The 14265-nt window shown below is 67.0% G+C and carries 11 protein-coding genes and 3 pseudogenes; 7 read left to right on the forward strand and 7 right to left on the reverse strand.

The window, feature by feature from the left end; genetic code table 11:
• Positions 1–78: 78 nt before the first annotated feature.
• The 3 genes and pseudogenes from PO605_RS30360 to PO605_RS30370 form a co-directional block, all read left to right on the forward strand.
• Positions 79–408 (forward strand): annotated as a pseudogene (locus tag PO605_RS30360) (ATP-binding cassette domain-containing protein); the annotation flags it as partial.
• 239 nt (positions 409–647) lie between these two features.
• Positions 648–1580 (forward strand): 2-hydroxyacid dehydrogenase, encoded by a 933-nt coding sequence (locus tag PO605_RS30365; RefSeq protein WP_047219844.1) that lies wholly within the window; start codon positions 648–650, stop codon positions 1578–1580.
• Positions 1581–1651: 71 nt separating this feature from the next.
• Complete coding sequence (locus PO605_RS30370; RefSeq protein ID WP_179218035.1) at positions 1652–1990, forward strand: nucleotide pyrophosphohydrolase; 339 nt, start codon at positions 1652–1654, stop codon at positions 1988–1990.
• Positions 1991–2140: 150 nt separating this feature from the next.
• Here PO605_RS30370 and PO605_RS30375 read toward each other — a convergent pair whose 3' ends face one another.
• The 3 genes from PO605_RS30375 to PO605_RS30385 form a co-directional block, all read right to left on the reverse strand.
• The gene (locus tag PO605_RS30375) at positions 2141–3178 is read right to left on the reverse strand and encodes a DctP family TRAP transporter solute-binding subunit (protein ID WP_047219843.1); all 1038 of its coding nucleotides are present in this window, start codon (positions 3176–3178) and stop codon (positions 2141–2143) included.
• A 159-nt stretch (positions 3179–3337) separates the two neighbouring features.
• Positions 3338–4276: a lysylphosphatidylglycerol synthase transmembrane domain-containing protein gene (locus PO605_RS30380; protein ID WP_047219842.1), complete on the reverse strand. Its 939-nt coding sequence runs from the start codon at positions 4274–4276 to the stop codon at positions 3338–3340.
• A complete protein-coding gene (locus PO605_RS30385; RefSeq protein WP_047219841.1) occupies positions 4273–5286 on the reverse strand; it encodes a glycosyltransferase family 2 protein in 1014 nt (337 codons plus the stop codon). The genes PO605_RS30380 and PO605_RS30385 overlap by 4 nt, the downstream gene beginning before the upstream one ends.
• A 150-nt stretch (positions 5287–5436) precedes the next feature.
• On the opposite strand from PO605_RS30385, the gene PO605_RS30390 reads away from it, so the two are divergent.
• The 3 genes from PO605_RS30390 to PO605_RS30400 are packed head-to-tail and all read left to right on the forward strand — an operon-like array spanning position 5437 to position 9352.
• Positions 5437–6990 (forward strand): ArnT family glycosyltransferase, encoded by a 1554-nt coding sequence (locus tag PO605_RS30390; RefSeq protein WP_047219840.1) that lies wholly within the window; start codon positions 5437–5439, stop codon positions 6988–6990.
• Positions 6987–7997 (forward strand): NAD-dependent epimerase, encoded by a 1011-nt coding sequence (locus PO605_RS30395; RefSeq protein ID WP_047219839.1) that lies wholly within the window; start codon positions 6987–6989, stop codon positions 7995–7997. Before PO605_RS30390 ends, PO605_RS30395 begins: the two co-directional genes overlap by 4 nt.
• Positions 7994–9352 (forward strand): UDP-glucose dehydrogenase family protein, encoded by a 1359-nt coding sequence (locus PO605_RS30400; protein ID WP_088167215.1) that lies wholly within the window; start codon positions 7994–7996, stop codon positions 9350–9352. Before PO605_RS30395 ends, PO605_RS30400 begins: the two co-directional genes overlap by 4 nt.
• A 54-nt stretch (positions 9353–9406) precedes the next feature.
• Here the strand turns inward: PO605_RS30400 and PO605_RS30405 are convergent, their stop codons facing one another.
• Positions 9407–10705 carry a TRAP transporter large permease gene (locus tag PO605_RS30405; protein ID WP_008903774.1) on the reverse strand — a complete coding sequence of 433 codons (1299 nt, stop codon included), beginning with the start codon at positions 10703–10705 and terminating at the stop codon, positions 9407–9409.
• Positions 10702–11265 carry a TRAP transporter small permease gene (locus PO605_RS30410; protein ID WP_008903773.1) on the reverse strand — a complete coding sequence of 188 codons (564 nt, stop codon included), beginning with the start codon at positions 11263–11265 and terminating at the stop codon, positions 10702–10704. Before PO605_RS30410 ends, PO605_RS30405 begins: the two co-directional genes overlap by 4 nt.
• Positions 11266–11520: 255 nt before the next feature.
• On the opposite strand from PO605_RS30410, the pseudogene PO605_RS30415 reads away from it, so the two are divergent.
• Positions 11521–12066, forward strand: a pseudogene (locus tag PO605_RS30415) (LysR family transcriptional regulator); the annotation flags it as partial.
• Positions 12067–12247: 181 nt separating this feature from the next.
• On the opposite strand, the gene PO605_RS30420 reads toward PO605_RS30415, so the two are convergent.
• Entirely contained in the window at positions 12248–13840 is a 1593-nt protein-coding gene (locus tag PO605_RS30420) for a transposase (protein ID WP_020229221.1), read from the reverse strand.
• 104 nt (positions 13841–13944) lie between these two features.
• Positions 13945–14139, reverse strand: a pseudogene (locus PO605_RS30425) (hypothetical protein); the annotation flags it as partial.
• Between the last annotated feature and the right edge of the window lie 126 nt (positions 14140–14265).

Consider the following 14265-nt stretch of genomic DNA (forward strand, 5'->3'; position numbering starts at 1 on the left):
AGATCAAAACCAAGCAAACGGGCATGTGACATGGCAAAGTCGGTGTAGCCATGGGTATCCACAGCAAGCTGGCTGGTGCTCAAGCTCTCGGGTGGTGAAAAGCAGCGCGTGGCGATTGCCCGCACCCTGCTCAAGAACCCGCCGATCCTGATCTTTGACGAGGCCACCAGCGCGCTGGACTCGGCCAACGAGCGCGCCATCCAGGCCGAGCTGCAGGGAGTGGCGCAGAACAAGACTGCACTGGTGATTGCGCACCGCCTGTCCACGGTGGTGGACGCGCACGAAATCCTGGTCATGGACGCCGGCCGCATCATCGAACGCGGCACGCACGCGCAACTGCTGGCCCAGGGCGGCCGCTACGCCAGCATGTGGTCGCTGCAGCAGGAGGCCCCCCCTGAGTCGCCATAGCCGCCTCGGAGCGGCCGCCACAGGCGACCGCTCTTCGGTGCCGTCCAGGCCTGCACAGGCAGGCCTGGAGCCGCGGCACTCAGCCCCTGAGGGGGACGACGCCATCGCTGCGGGGCGGCCCTTGCCAGGCGTCTCTCGCCGGGACTGCGCCAGTTTTACCCGCTCCGCGCGGAGGTAGGTGGCGCAGACTGCTCCGCGCTGGTTCTCGCAGATTTTTATTGTTGATATTGCACTGACCCATGAAGCCCGTCCTTCTTGCCCTCATGTTTTTGTCTGAAGAGCACATCGCCCAGATGGCCCAGACCTTTGAAGTGATCTACGCGCCCGACGCGCCGCAGGCCGCGGCCGCGATCGCGCAGCACGGCAGCCGCGTGCGGGTGGTGCTCACCATCGGTGCCGTGGGCCTGAGCCCGACGCAGATCGATGCGCTGCCTGCGCTCACGCTGATTTGCGCGCTGGGCGCGGGCTACGAGAACATCGCCGTGGCCCACGCCAAGGCGCGCGGCATCGTGGTGGCCACGGGCGCGGGCACCAACGACGACTGCGTGGCCGACCACACCTGGGGCCTGCTGATTGCCGCGCAGCGCCGCATCCTGCCGCTGGACAAGGCCACGCGCGCCGGCATCTGGCGCACGGCCTTGCCGCTGCCGCCCAACGTGTCGCACAAGCGGCTGGGCATCATCGGCCTGGGCACCATCGGCAAGAAGATCGCACAGCGCGCGCTGGGCTTCGAGATCGAGGTGGGCTACCACAACCGCAGCGCGCGCACCGATGTGCCGTATCGCTACTTTGCCGATGTGGCGGCGCTTGCCGCATGGGCGGACTTCCTCGTGGTCGCCACGCCGGGTGGCGCTGCTACCCGGCACCTGGTCAACGCAGACGTGCTGAACGCGCTGGGCCCGCGCGGCGTGGTGGTCAACATCGCACGCGGCAGCGTGATCGACACCGCCGCCCTGGCCGCCGCGCTGCGCGAAGGCCGCATTGCGGCAGCAGGCCTGGATGTGTACGAGAGCGAGCCCGCGCCCCCGGCCGAGCTGCTGGACCTGGACAGCGTGGTGCTCACACCCCACGTGGCGGGCTGGTCGCCCGAGGCGGTGCAGGCCTCGGTGGACCGTTTCCTGGAAAACGCTCGCCGCCATCTGGCAGGCGAGGCGCCGGTGTCTCCGCTCTGAAGTTTGAATGAAAAGTGGCTCTAGCGCTCTACAGATAAGCGCGAGCAGCTATCAAATCAGGAGTTTTTGCAATGTCTCTGGATGTCGATGCCTTGCAGGCGCGGCTGCGCGCCTTTGCCGCCGAGCGGCAGTGGCAGCCGTTTCACACCCCCAAGAACCTGGCGATGGCGCTGATGGTGGAAGCGGCTGAACTGACCGAGATTTTTCAGTGGATGACGCCCGAACAATCGCGGGCAGTGCGCGACGATCCGGCGCTCAGGGAACCCATTGCCGATGAAGTGGCCGATGTGCTGCTCTACCTGCTGCAGCTGGCCGACCACGCGGGCGTGGACGTGGCTGCTGCGGTGGAGAACAAGCTGCGCAAGAACGCGCTCAAGTACCCGGTGCCGGGTGCCGAGGCTGGAATATGAGTAAAAAATGCCTCTGGCGCTTTGCTGGATTGCGCTGACAGCTATCAATATTGAAGCAACAGCAAGTGGCGCTCGCCGCGATGCAGCGCAAAAAAAGCCCCGCTTTTGCGGGGCTCGTTCAGGGGGCGGTGCGCTCGCCCTGGCCTGTTCTTACTGTTTGCGGGCTGCAATGGCCTTTTCGGCCATGTTCACCAGGTCGGCGCCGATCTGCCCCTTCCACTTGTCGTACACGGGGCGCGTGGCTTTCACAAACGCCTCACGTTCGGCCGGGGTGAGCTGGGTGACCGTAACGCCCAGGGCGGCGATGTCCTTGAGCAGCGGCTTGTCGGCCTCGATCACGCCCTTGCGGGCGATGGCGATTTCTTCCTTGCCGGCCTCGATGGCGGCCTGCTTGACGATCTCCCGGTCGGCCGGGGTCCAGCTGTTCCACACTTCCTTGTTCACCACAAAGATCAGCGGGTCGTTCACGTAGCCCCACAGCGTGATGTGCTTTTGCGCCACGCTGTGCAGCTTGGCGGCGGTGAAGATGGACAAGGGGTTTTCCTGCCCGTCCACCGCGCCGCTGGCAAAGGCGGGCTGGGCATCGGCCCAGCTCATCTGCGTGGGGTTGGCGCCCAGGGCGGTGAAGGTGTCCAGGAACAGGGGCGAGCCCACCACGCGGATTTTCAGGCCCTTGAGGTCGGCGGGGCTCTTGATGGCCAGCTTGGAGTTGGAGATTTCGCGGTAGCCGTTTTCGCCCCAGGCCAGCGGCACCACACCGGCTTTGTCCAGCGTGGCAAAGATGCTCTTGCCTACGTCACCCTGCGTCACGGCATCGACCGCGGCGTAGTCGGGGAACAGGAAGGGCAGCGAGAACAGGTTGAGCTGCTTGACCTGCGGCGACCAGTTGATGGTGGAGCCCACGGCCATGTCGATCACGCCCTGGCGCAGCGCACTGAACTCGCGCGTCTGGTCGCCCTGGATCAGCGAGACGCCGGGGTAGAGCTTGATGTTGATGCGGCCATTGGTGCGCTCGCGCACCTTGTTGGCCCACAGCTCGCCGCCCTTGCCCCAGGGGAACGCGGGGCCCAGCACCAGCGACATGCGGTACTCGCTCTTGTACGCCGTCTGTGCGATGGCGGCTGGCGCCGTGAAGGCGAGGGCGGCGGCAGCGGCCAGGGCGGTGGTGAGGAAGGTGCGCAGTTTCATGGAGTCTCCTTACTATGAAATAAATAGCTGATGGCGCTTTTTTGACAAGCGTTAGGGCCACTTTCTACCATCAAAGTGATGTTTTGCTGGTGGCGGCGGGTGCGGCAGCCGTGCCCGCGAGGGCGGGGGCAGCGTGCCAGCGTTGCCCATGGTGCGGCGCTACGGATGGTTGTCCCGCGTGGCACCGAGGCCGAACGCCAGCGCCCCTGCGCCGCCCTGCACCAGTCCACACAGGCCATACACCAGGGCCGCACCCACGGCGCCGGCGGCATCCACGCCAAAGGGCGCCAGCGCCAGCACGGCGGCGGCCTCGCGGGTGCCCCAGCCCCCCACGCTGACGGGCAGCGCAGCCAGCAAAAAAATGGGCGCCATGGCAAAGGCCCAGGCCGACCAGGGTGCCTGCACCCCCAGGGCCCATGCACCCGCTGCCAGTGCGGCGGCCGACAGCACCTGCACCGCTATGGATGCCAGCGCCTGGCGCAGCAGCCGCTGCCCCGTATCGGGCTGGTTGGCCAGTGTGTGCAGCGCGGCCAGCCAGCGGTGCGGGGGCGCTTTGCGGCGGCGTAAATGCCGCATGCCGGCCCAGGGCAGCACCAGCCCCAGGCCGGCGGCCAAGCCTGCCAGGCCGGCCAGGGCCCAGGCAGGCACCCCCGCCCAGGGCGCGAGCACCGGGGCCGAGGCCAGCGCACCCAGGGCACCGAGCACGCACAGCATCCACACCCCGCTGAGCCGGTCCAGCACGACCGAGGCACTGGCCGCCATGGCACCCTCGCCGCTTTGCCGCAAGGCCACCGCCCGGTACACGTCGCCGCCCACCACGGCGCCGGGCAGCAGGGCGTTCAGCCCCATGGCCTGGAAGTACCAGCGCAGCGCAGACCGGCAAGGCATCTTTGCCCCCAGCCACTGCACCAGTGCCCGCCAGCGCAGGGCGGACACGATGTTGGATGCCAGCGCCAGCGCCAGCCCCGCCAGAAGCCACAACGGCTGCGCCTGTCGCAGCCGTTGCCACAGCTGCGAAAGATCCGCCAGCACCACCACGCCCAGCAAGAGGCCCAGACCCAGCAGCCCGCGCAGCAGGGCCTTGTGGGCGCGGCTCATGCCAGCGGGGCGTCAGGTGGGCCGGCTGCAGGGGCTGTGTCGGCCAGTGGGTCGTGCTCGTGCGCGTAAAACTGGGGCTGCCCCCGGCCTTCGTGGTAGATGCGGATCAGCATCTCGCCCACCAGACCGGCCACGATGAGCTGCAGCCCCATCAGCAGCAGCATCACGCCCGTGATCAGCAGCGGCCGCCCGCCCACATCGTGCCCCAGCAGCTTGAGCCCCGCGAGCCAGGCCAGCATCAGCAGGCCCGGCGTGGCCAGCCACAGGCCCATGCCGCCAAAGGCGTGCAGCGGCCTGTGGCGATAGCGCATGAAGAACACGATCAGCATCAGGTCCAGGATCACGCGGAAGGTGCGGTCGATGCCGTATTTGGAAACGCCCCGGGTGCGGGCGTGGTGGCGCACCGGCACCTCGGTGATGCGCGCGCCGGCTTCTTTGGCCAGCGAGGGGATGAACCGGTGCAGCTCGCCATACAGGCGGATGCGGTCGATGATGGGGCGGCGGTAGGCCTTGAGCGCGCAGCCGTAGTCGTGCAGGTGCACGCCGGTGCTGCGCGAAATGAGCCGGTTGGCCAGCATGGAGGGCAGGCGTCGCGACAGGGCCTTGTCCTGCCGCTGGTGGCGCCAGCCCGACACCATGTCCACGTCGGGGTCGGTCTCCAGGCGCTGCAGCAGCAGGGGGATGTCCTGGGGCTCGTTTTGCAGGTCAGCGTCCAGCGTTACCACATAGCGCCCGCGGACCCGGTCAAAGCCCGCCTGCAGGGCGGCCGACTGGCCGTAGTTGCGTACCAGGCACACCGCGCGCAGCCAGGGCCGGCCGTCGGTGAGCTCGCGCAGGCGGGCAGCACTGCCGTCGCTGGAGCCGTCGTCTACCGCAATCAGCTCAAAGCTCAGGGGCTGGGTGGCCATTGCCCCGTGAATGCGCTCGACCAAGTCGGGAAGATTCTCGAGTTCGTTATAAATGGGCACCACAATCGAGACTTCGGGCGGTGTGGTGCTGGAATCGCGCATGGGTTGGTTCGGGTGTGGTCGATGGACTTGGTATTGTGCCAAGGCAAAGGCCCGCCAAGCCGCTGCCCGCCTTGCTCTCTGGGCCGCTGCGGCTTTATTTTCTGGTTACCTACCTTGTCTTTTGCTCCGCCGCCCCGTTGGTCCCCCTGGATGCACCCGCTTGCGTGGTGCCTGCTCTGGATGCTCGCCCATGTGGCGTCGCGCGTGGCGGTGTCGCCAGCGCTGGAACTGGATGAGGCCGAACAGGCGCTGTGGAGCCAGACGCTCGCCTGGGGTTATGGCAGCCAGCCGCCGCTGTACACGTGGCTGCAGGCGGGGTGGTTTGCCCTGCTGGGGCCGAGCGTGCTGGCCTTGTCGAGCCTGAAATTCATGCTGCTGGGCCTGACGCTGGTGCTGGTGTGGCGCACGGCCCTGCCCCTGATGCCCGAGCGCGCAGCGCTGTGGGCGGCGGCAAGCCTGCTGCTGATCCCCGCCATGGGGTGGGAATCGCTGCGCGATCTGACGCACTCGGTGCTGCTCACCTGTCTGGTCGCGGCCACCTGGTGGGCGCTGTTGCGCCAGCTGCGCCAGCCCCGCCCGGCGGGGTTCGCGCTGCTGGGGTTGCTGCTGGGGCTGGGCATGCTGTCCAAATACAGTTTCGCGCTGTTTGCCGCGGTGCTGGGCGGCGCGCTGTTGTCGCTGCCGGCAGGCCGGGCACTGCTGCGCGAGCGTGGGGGCTGGTGGCTGCCGGTGTTGGCACTGCTCGTTGTGCTGCCGCATGGCCTGTGGCTGCTGGAGCACTGGCAGGCCGCCAGTGCCCCCACCATGGGCAAGCTGCAGTCCGTTGGCGACCAGCACCCGGTGGTGCGCGGCGTGCTGAGCCTGGCCAAGGCGGTGCTGGCCAACCTGCTGCTTTTTGCCCTGTTGGCGCTGGTGACGTTTCGCAGCGGCTGGTGGCGGTCCACGCCCCCGCCAGCGGTGGCGGAGCCCAGCCCGGGTCCAGGTCTTTCCGACAGTGTCTTGCCCCTGTTTGGCCGCTATGTGCTGCTGCTGGCGCTGGCGCTCGCGGCACTGGTCGTTGTGGGCGGTGTCACGCACATCAAGGGCCGCTGGCTCTACCCGCTGCTGTGTACGGTGCCGCTGATGGCGTTTGCCTGGCGGCCCGGGCTGGCAGGGCATCGGGGCGGCAGGCTGTTTGGCGGGATGCTGCTGGGCATGGCGGTGCTGGTGTGGCTGGCGCTGAGCCTGCGGGTCTGGGCCAATGGCCAGCGGGGCGCGCCCGACGAGCTGAACGAGCCCGTCGCCGCGCTGGCTGGCGCCCTGCGCGCAGCCGGTTATGACGGCCGCAGCCCGATTGTGGCGGGCGATGCCGTGCTGGCCGGGCAGCTGCGGCTGCAGTTTGTGCAGGCGCCGGTATCCGTGTGCAAGGTGCCCGCCCCGCAGGCCACGCCCCCAACGGAGCCGCCCGCAGGCGCATGCGCAGTGGAGGTGTTGCGCGGCGGGGCAGACCAGCGATGGCTGCAGGTGGCGCGCGGCGCTCCACAGCCGCCGTCCGGCTGGTGGCATACGCCCGCGCTGCCCACAACGCCCGTCACGCTGGAGCTGCCCTACCTGCACGCGAAAGCGGGCCAGCCTCCCATGCGCTACCAGTTTCTCTGGCATCCAGCCCTGGCAGCACCCCCTGCTGCCTCACCCCGACCCCCCAACCCATTGCCTTCGCCATGAACACTGTGCTTGTCACTGGCGCTGCCGGATTCATCGGAATGCACGCCTGCGCCCGCCTGCTGGCGCGCGGCGACACCGTGGTCGGCATCGACAACCTCAATGCCTACTACGACCCGGCGCTGAAAGAAGCGCGGCTGGCGCGCCTGTTGCCGCACCCGAACTTCCGCTTTGAGCGGCTGGACATCGTCGACCGCCAGGCCTTGCCCGAGGTGTTTGCGCGGGTGCGCCCCGCCCGCGTGCTGCATCTGGCGGCGCAGGCGGGGGTGCGCTATTCCATCGACCAGCCGCACGCCTACGTGGATGCCAACCTGGCGGGCTTTGTGAACCTGCTGGAGGCCTGCCGGGCCTGGCCGGTGCAGCACCTGGTGTATGCCAGCAGCTCCAGCGTGTATGGCGGCAACACCCGGCTTCCCTTCAGCGAGGCCGACGCGGTGGACCACCCCATCAGCCTGTATGCGGCCACCAAAAAATCCAACGAGCTGATGGCGCACACCTACAGCCACCTGTTCCAGCTGCCCACCACCGGGCTGCGGTTCTTCACGGTGTACGGCCCCTGGGGGCGGCCCGACATGGCGCTGTTCAAGTTCACCCAGGCCATCCTGGCGGGACAGACCATCGACGTCTACGGCCAGGGCCAACTGGTGCGCGATTTCACCTACATCGACGACATCGTCGAGGGCGTGCTGCGCGTGCTGGACAAGCCCGCCACGCCCGATCCGGCCTTCAATCCGCAGGCGCCACATCCCGGCCGCGGCCAGGCACCCTACCGGGTGTTCAACATCGGCAACAACCAGCCGACGGTGCTGATGGACTACATCGCCGCCATCGAGGCCGCGCTGGGCGTGCAGGCCAGCAAGCGCCTGCTGCCCGTGCAGCCCGGCGACATGACCGCCACCGCCGCCGACACCCGTGCGCTGGCCGAGTGGGTGGGGTTTGCGCCCAACACCGCGGTGAGCGACGGGGTGGCCCGCTTTGTACAGTGGTTCAAGGAGTTTTACGCAGCATGAAAGTCACCGTATTTGGCACAGGCTATGTGGGCCTTGTGCAAGGGGCCGTACTGGCCGATGTGGGCCACGAGGTGCTGTGCGTGGACGTGGACGAAGCCAAGGTGCAGGCTTTGCGCGCCGGGCGCATTCCCATCTATGAACCCGGGCTTCAGCCCCTGGTGGCGGACAACGCCGCCCTGGGGCGCCTGCGCTTTACCACCGATGCCGCCGAGGGCGTGCGCCATGCCGAAGTGCTGTTCCTGGCTGTGGGCACGCCGCCGGGCGAGGATGGCAGCGCCGACCTGCGCCACGTGCTGGCGGTGGCGCGCACGGTGGCGCAGCACATGGACAAACCGCTGTGCATCGTCAACAAATCCACCGTGCCCGTGGGCACCGCCGACCGTGTGGCCGCCACCGTGCGTGAAGGTCTGGCGGCGCGGGGGCTGGAATTGGAGTTCGACGTCGTCTCCAACCCCGAATTCCTCAAGGAAGGCGCGGCCGTGGCCGACTGCCAGCGGCCCGACCGGATTGTGATAGGCACCGACAGTGCCCGTGCCGAGCGCCAGTTGCGCGAGCTCTACGCCCCGTTCAACCGCAACCGCGACAAGCTCCTGGTGATGGACGTGCGCAGCGCAGAGCTCACCAAATACGCTGCCAACGCCATGCTGGCGACCAAGATCAGCTTCATGAACGAGATGGCCAACCTGGCCGAACAGCTGGGCGCCGACATTGAAGCGGTGCGCCAGGGCATTGGCAGCGACCCGCGCATCGGCTACCACTTCATTTACCCGGGCGCTGGCTACGGCGGCAGCTGCTTTCCCAAAGATGTGCAGGCGCTGATCCACACGGCGCACAGCGTGGGCCTGCGCCCCGTGGTGCTGGAGGCTGTCGAGCAGCGCAACGCCGCGCAGCAGCGCGTGCTGTTCGAGCGCATCCGCGCCCACTACGAGGGGCAGCTGCAGGGCAAGGTGATTGCACTGTGGGGCCTGGCCTTCAAGCCCAATACCGACGATATGCGTGCAGCCCCCAGCCGCACCCTGATGGAAGCGCTGTGGGTCGCGGGCGCCAGCGTGCAGGCCCACGACCCGGTGGCCATGGAGGAGGCCCGTCGGCTGTACGGCGAGCGGCCCGACCTGCGCCTGTGCGCCAGCCCGCTGCAGGCGCTGGAGGGCGCGGATGCGCTGGCCATCGTCACCGAATGGAAAGCCTTTCGCGTGCCGGACTTTGCGCGCATGGCCGAGCTTCTGCGCGACCGTGCCGTGTTTGACGGGCGCAACCTCTACCCGCCTGAGCTGCCTGCGCGTTATGGGCTGCACTACGTGTCGATTGGTCGGCCGGTCCCTGCGGCGCAGGGCCTGCCCTCAGGGCGACGCTGAAAACATTTCCCGGGATTCGCGGCGCATGAGGGACCTGTTCAGCGTTGCCTCAAGTCAGTAACCCAGCCTTGCGGGCAGCCACAGGGCCAGCTGGGGGAATGCAATCACCAGCACCATGACGAGGAACATGGCCAACAGCATCCAGCCAACCCAGCGCACGGTGGACTCCATGCGCACGCCGGCAATGCGGCACGACACCATGAGGTTCACGGCCAGCGGTGGCGTGAACTGGCCCAGGGCCACCTTCAGGGTCAGGATCACGCCAAACCACACCGGGTCCCATTGGTAGTGGTTCATGATGGGCAGCAGCAGCGGCACGAAGATCAGGAAGATCGAGATGCCGTCAAGGAACATGCCCACGGTGATGAGCAGCACGATGAGCAGTGCCAGCACGCCGTATTCCCCCAGGCCCGAGTTCACGATGGCCTTGGCCACCGGATCGATCACGCCCAGCGTGGACAGTGAATACGCAAAGATGCCCGCCAGCGATACAACCAGCAGGATCACCGCCGACAGCTCGCCCGATTCGCGCAGGATGGGAAAGAGGTCGCGCACGGAGATCGTGCGGTACACCACCATGCCCACAAACAGGCCGTAGAACACCGCCACCACCGCTGCCTCGGTGGGCGTGAACCAGCCCGCGCGCATGCCGCCCAGAATCAGCACCGGAGCGGCCAGGCCCCAGCTGGCTTCGCGCAGGCTCTTCCAGAAGGCCGGGCGGGGCAGGGTGGCCTCCAGCGTGCCCATCTTGTGCTTGCGCGCCATCCACACGGCGGGCACGATCAGTGCAATGCCCGCCAGCACGCCGGGCACCATGCCCGCTGCAAACAGTGCGGGCACCGAGGCGCCGGGCACCAGCACCGAGTAGATGATGAACGCGACGGATGGCGGGATGAGGATGTCGGTGGCCGCAGCCGCCCCCACCACACTGGCCGAGAAGGAGGGCGGATAGCCCGCGCGTGCCATTGCGGCAATCATTACTCCGCCCACGGCAGCAGCATTGGCCGGGCCCGAGCCCGAGATGCCCCCGAGGAACATCGCCACCGCAATCGCCACCAGCGGCAGCATGCCCGGCCCGCGCCCGACCATGGATACGGCAAAGTTCACCAGCCGCAGCGCCACGCCCGAGCGGTCAAAGATCGAGCCCACCAGGACGAACATGGGGATGGCCAGCAGCGGGTATTTGCCCAGGCCTGCATAGAAGTTCTGGGGCACGGCCAGCAGGCCGAACCACTGGCTGTCGGCGTTGGCCAGTGCAATCGCCGCGGCGCCCGCCAGGCCCAGCGCAGCGCCTATCGGAACGCCCAGAAACATCAGGCCCAGAAAGGCCACGAACAGCAGTGTGGCGATCATGGTTGATCACCATCAGGGGGCGATGCGGCTTCGCCGGGCGTGGCGCGTGTGCGTCTCACCAGCACTCCCAGGGCGCGGGCCGCAATCAGCGTGGACAGTATCGGCAGCCAGATCGAATACCACCACTGAGGCACGCCGATGCCCGGCGAGGTTTCGCCAAAACGGTAGTCGTCCCACACCACGCGCACGCTGAGCACGGCAATGAGCCCGAACAGCAGGGCGACGCTGATGGCTCCCAGTTGCGCCAGGCGCTTACGGCGCTGCGCTGTGCCGCCTTCGGCAAAGTATTCAATGCGGATGTGCTGGTTGCGCGCCACCGCCGCAGAGCCCGCCACCAGCGCCAGAACGATCATCAGAAAGATCGAGATCTCCTCCGTCCAGGCAAAAGACGAGTTGGTGAAATAGCGCACCAGCACATTGGCAAAGGTGATCAGGGCCAGCGTCGCCATCACGATGACGGTGAGCCAGTCTTCAAGGCGCAGCGAACGGGGTTCGGCCTCGGGGCCTGTGGCGCGGGACGGCGTGTCCGTTGCGGGCCCTGGCGTGGGAGGGGTGGACATGGAGGGCAGTGGTGGGAGGGGGGAACGTGCGAAAGCCCGCCGCCCTGCCCGGCGCTGTTGTGCGCCGGGGGCCGGGGGCGTTGCCGCCCCGGGCATGGAACAGCGCGGCAGGCGCTGCCCGGCATTATGCGTTGGCTGGCTGGCTGGCTGGCTGGCTGGCAGGCTTGCACAGCAGGGGTGCGGCGCACCGGCACCGTTCATCACCCGCTTTCCCCTGGCGCGCAAGGCGGTGAACGCGGGCGGATAATGCGCCACATGGAAACCAAGTGGCTCGAAGATTTCGTCAGTCTTGCGGAAACGCGCAGCTTTAGCCGCTCTGCGCAGTTGCGCCACGTGACGCAACCCGCGTTTTCGCGGCGGATACAGGCACTCGAAGCCTGGGCGGGCACCGATCTGGTGGACCGCAGCTCCTACCCCACACGCCTCACACCCGCGGGCAAGACCCTCTATGACCAGGCGCTGGAGATGCTGCAGGCGCTGCAGAACACGCGCGCCATGCTGCGTGCGCACACCAGTGCCGGCAAGGACATGATCGAGTTCGCGGTGCCGCACACGCTGGCGTTCACCTTCTTTCCCGCCTGGGTGTCGAGCCTGCACGACAAGTTCGGTCCGTTCAAGAGTCGTTTGATTGCGCTCAACGTGCACGACGCCGTGATGCGGCTCGTGGAAGGCGGTTGCGACCTGCTCATCGCCTACCACCACCCGTCACAGCCTTTCCAGCTGGATGCCGACCGCTATGAAATGGTCAGCCTCGGGCAAGAGGTGCTCTCGCCCTACAGCAAGGCCGACGCGGAGGGCCAGCGGATAGGAAATCCAACCACAGGAGGACGATTATGGCCCAGGTTTTGGGCATCACAGGCCTTCAGGCTGAGCCTGCCTGAGCGCTTGATCAGCGCCAGTAGCCCGAGATTTTTCGGTTTGCACATTTTTTGGCAGTGACAGACGCAGCCCTGCCGCGCGGCCAAACCGCTGCTGCCTTCCCTTACCAACTGACGCGCTGATCGACCTCAAAGTCCGGCGCCGGTTGGGCCGCCTCGCCCCAATCTGGCTCAACCTCGACACCATCGCCCATCGGCACATCGCACCCATCCCACAGCGGCGGCCCGCGTGCTGGCGCGATGCGAGGCGGCTCTGTCTCCACCCCGATGTGCTCCAGGATGTGCCGGAGGTCGGCACTGTAGGTGATGAAAGCGATGATGCGCATCTGGCCACCGCAGAGCGGGCACAACAGCGGCAACACCTCGTAGATGCGGGCGATCAGCACCGCCCACAGAATGTGAGCTGAGCGTTTGGGCAGAGCTGGCTGGGTGGGCTCGGGCTGGCTGGGACCACCGACCGTGGCCACTCCCATGGCATCCACCGCTGCGGTCACACCGCCTGGCTCGGGCTGTGCCGTGCCCGTGCCCGCGCCTGCGGTTTGGCCTGCGCCCAGTGCAACCGCCGCAGCCCGCAGGGGTGAATTGGGCGCCAGCACGCCGTAGTACCGGTGGCGGTGCGCACGCGGTGGCGGCACCAGCGCGGCAAGGCGGTCGATGAGTTCGAGCGGCGTGAGGTGCAGTTCGTCGGCCCGAACACCTCGCTTTGCCTTGCGTTGGTCGCGCCGGTCACTGCCAGGCTCGCTGTGCTGCTTGGCGCAGCGGTAAATGAGCTCACTGCCCGCTTTGCGCAGCCTATCCAGCGCAAACGGGGGCCGTGCGCAGTAGCGCAGCAGGCGCTCCAGGCCCGCTCGGTCTTGTGCTGCTATGCACACGCTGGTGTCTACCGAAAACCCACTGTGTTTGTACCCCAGCATCTCCTGGGCCTCGAAGCCTTCGAGCAGGCCCCGGCCCACAAAGGCGCGCAGGATGCGCCGACGCAAACTGGCCTGGGCTTGGGTCACCGCTTCGGGGTCGATGCCGATAGCCGGGTGAAACATGACGCTGATCGCTGTGGTGCGGGTGCCCTGCTCACTCGCCTCCCCTGCCACCGCCTCAAACATGCCATCGACCACGCACACATGGAAATGCACATGCTCGTTCAGGCTGGAGCCAAAGCGGTGAATGAAGGCGACTGCACCGATGTGCAGGGCGGCCTTGTTCGCATGCGCTGCGCATGGGCTGTTGGCTTGCAGGGTTTGCTCAATGACGCGCAAGAAGATGCGCAACACCATGCCCAGCACCACGCTGTCGCGTTGCATAAAGTAGCGCAGCCGCTTGGGAACCGACAGCACCCACTGGCGCACTGGCAGGCGGGGGAAGACGTGGTCGGTGAGGTGTGCCGCTGTCTCGGCCATGCGCCGCGTGGTGCACGAGGGGCAGACGCCCCGGCCTTTGCAGGAAAAGGCCACCAGAAAGTCGTGTCCGCAGTCGTCGCAGCGGGCACGGGCAAAGCCGTGGGCAAAGATGCCGCATTCCAGGTACTTGGCAAACGCTTGGCGCACATAGGGCTTGGGGCTGCGGTGGTCGCCCTGGCCGTCGAACTGGCCGGCGCTGGCCAGATCAAGCCAGGTCTCGTAATGCTCGGCCACCGTTTGGTAGAGCAGCGTGCGCTCGGGGTGGCGCGGGTTGTAGAGCTTGGGCTTGGAGGTGGCTGGCATAAATACTGTGTAAATACACAGCATTCTGCAGACTTCTCCTCAGCCAGGCTACGCAGCAAAACGGCCCCGAAGGGCCGTTTGTTGTTTCAGGGAGCCATCGCCGCTCAGGCAGTCGCTTCCTTGGCGTTCTCCACATATTCTTCGATCTGGTCGAAGTTCAGGTACTGGTAGATCTTGTCGCTGCTCTGGTTAATGACGCCCACGTCGGCCAGATATTCTTCCTTGCTGGGAATACGGCCCAGCTTGGAGCAGATGGCCGAGAGTTCGGCTGAGCCCAGGTACACATTGGTGTTCTTGCCCGGGGTCTCCTCGTTTTCAGTGCAATAAGTGACGGTACGAAAAGCTAGCTGTCGCATCCCGTACGATCATATGGTCGCTTGTGAAACAGGTGCGGGTGGGTCTGGTACCAATCTTTCATGGCCTGC

The organism is Delftia sp. DT-2 (assembly GCF_028401915.1).
In the GTDB taxonomy this organism is placed as follows: domain Bacteria; phylum Pseudomonadota; class Gammaproteobacteria; order Burkholderiales; family Burkholderiaceae_C; genus Comamonas; species Comamonas tsuruhatensis.

What these genes read in the sequence shown, in the direction of transcription:
- PO605_RS30390 (WP_047219840.1), top strand. Translation starts at nt 5,437, where the DNA reads ATGCACCCGCTTGCGTGGTGCCTGCTCTGGATGCTCGCCCATGTGGCG.
- PO605_RS30410 (WP_008903773.1), bottom strand. Translation starts at nt 11,265, where the DNA reads ATGTCCACCCCTCCCACGCCAGGGCCCGCAACGGACACGCCGTCCCGC.
- PO605_RS30380 (WP_047219842.1), bottom strand. Translation starts at nt 4,276, where the DNA reads ATGAGCCGCGCCCACAAGGCCCTGCTGCGCGGGCTGCTGGGTCTGGGC.
- PO605_RS30400 (WP_088167215.1), top strand. Translation starts at nt 7,994, where the DNA reads ATGAAAGTCACCGTATTTGGCACAGGCTATGTGGGCCTTGTGCAAGGG.
- PO605_RS30385 (WP_047219841.1), bottom strand. Translation starts at nt 5,286, where the DNA reads ATGCGCGATTCCAGCACCACACCGCCCGAAGTCTCGATTGTGGTGCCC.
- PO605_RS30365 (WP_047219844.1), top strand. Translation starts at nt 648, where the DNA reads ATGAAGCCCGTCCTTCTTGCCCTCATGTTTTTGTCTGAAGAGCACATC.
- PO605_RS30405 (WP_008903774.1), bottom strand. Translation starts at nt 10,705, where the DNA reads ATGATCGCCACACTGCTGTTCGTGGCCTTTCTGGGCCTGATGTTTCTG.
- PO605_RS30370 (WP_179218035.1), top strand. Translation starts at nt 1,652, where the DNA reads ATGTCTCTGGATGTCGATGCCTTGCAGGCGCGGCTGCGCGCCTTTGCC.
- PO605_RS30395 (WP_047219839.1), top strand. Translation starts at nt 6,987, where the DNA reads ATGAACACTGTGCTTGTCACTGGCGCTGCCGGATTCATCGGAATGCAC.
- PO605_RS30420 (WP_020229221.1), bottom strand. Translation starts at nt 13,840, where the DNA reads ATGCCAGCCACCTCCAAGCCCAAGCTCTACAACCCGCGCCACCCCGAG.
- PO605_RS30375 (WP_047219843.1), bottom strand. Translation starts at nt 3,178, where the DNA reads ATGAAACTGCGCACCTTCCTCACCACCGCCCTGGCCGCTGCCGCCGCC.